1 protein-coding gene and 1 tRNA gene are annotated in these 1,217 nt (G+C 65.5%); both read right to left on the bottom strand.

Features of this window, described 5'->3' with window-relative positions; translation table 11 throughout:
* A partial coding sequence (locus C5O18_RS09850) for a YbfB/YjiJ family MFS transporter (protein ID WP_241146820.1) occupies nt 1-466 on the bottom strand: 466 nt, incomplete at its 3' end.
* Between the two features lie 171 nt (nt 467-637).
* A tRNA-Val gene (locus C5O18_RS09855) sits at nt 638-714 on the bottom strand.
* Nucleotides 715-1,217 lie beyond the last annotated feature (503 nt).

Below are 1,217 nucleotides of genomic sequence, written 5' to 3' on the forward strand. Positions count from 1 at the left end.
ACACCAGCAGGCCGCTGCCCACCCCGAGATAGGTCAGGCCGCTCAGACCGGCCCGCTTGCGCCAGGTCAGCCATTCCAGGATCAGCGCCGGCGCCTGCACGAACACCACGCCGTTGCTGATGCCGTTGAGCAGGCGCAGCAGCGCCAGCGTATCGGGGTTGTCGGCCTGGGTCTGCAACAGGGTGGTCAGCACATGCACCAGCAGCCCCAGCGGCAGCGTGCGGCGGATCTGCGCCATGCGGTGCCAGCGGATGGCGAGCAGGGCGCCGATCAGGTAGCCGAGGTAGTTCCAGCTCGCGATGGTGGCGCCCTGGCGGACATCGATCAGGCCGTCCTGCACCAGCCACGGCAGCAGCGGCGTGTAGATGAAGCGCCCCAGCGTGTGCACGACCAGCAGCACGATGGCGCCGGCGAGCACGATGCGCAGCGGATTCAGGTCGGACGAGGGCGGGGCGGAGTGTGTCACGCGAGGTTCCGGGTGATGATTCGCCGTCAGGCTAGCGGGGTGGCCGGCGGGCGGCAATGCGCCTTTGGGGGCAGGCGTCCGGGGGGCGGTCTGGCATGCCCGCGGGCCTGGAAAACCGCAGCCCAGAAATGCGAAACCCGCGTTGCGCAAGGCTTCGCGGGTTTCGTTATTTGGTAGGCACTAGCAGACTCGAACTGCTGACCCCCACCATGTCAAGGTGGTGCTCTAACCAACTGAGCTAAGCGCCTGAATCATTTTTCGCCATCCGTTCCCGGCGGCGAGGCGCGCATGATACTCAAGGGCCGTGGCGGATTCAACCACGCTGACACGCAATTGTGCGCGAGTGGCGAATTTTACGCCGCCCCGGAGTCTGGCGCTCAGTTCGGGCAGTTGGGGTCGTCGGGCTTTTCGAGTTCCAGCGACGGGTTGACGATCAGGGCCCAGAGGCTGATCAGGATCATGACCAGGGTGAGCAGCGAGGCAAGCGCATTCATGTCGGACTCCCTGCCGGTCGGGCCGGCGCCATGTCAGTCTTCGAATACTGTTTATATGGACAGTATTCGAAGACTACACCGGGAAAACCGGCTTGCCAAGCCCCTCGGAGGTCATCAGGCCCCTGCGGGGCGGGCGGGGGTCATCCGTGCGACGGCTTGTCCCTGCGCACACGGGGCAGCAGGGGCTCGGTGATCAGGGCCCAGACATTGAAAGCCACCACAATGGCGGCGAGCGCGGTCAGGAATACGGTCATGGT

Origin of the sequence: Amnimonas aquatica (genome assembly GCF_002943415.1) — a bacterium.
Classification (GTDB): domain Bacteria; phylum Pseudomonadota; class Gammaproteobacteria; order Pseudomonadales; family Moraxellaceae; genus Perlucidibaca; species Perlucidibaca aquatica_A.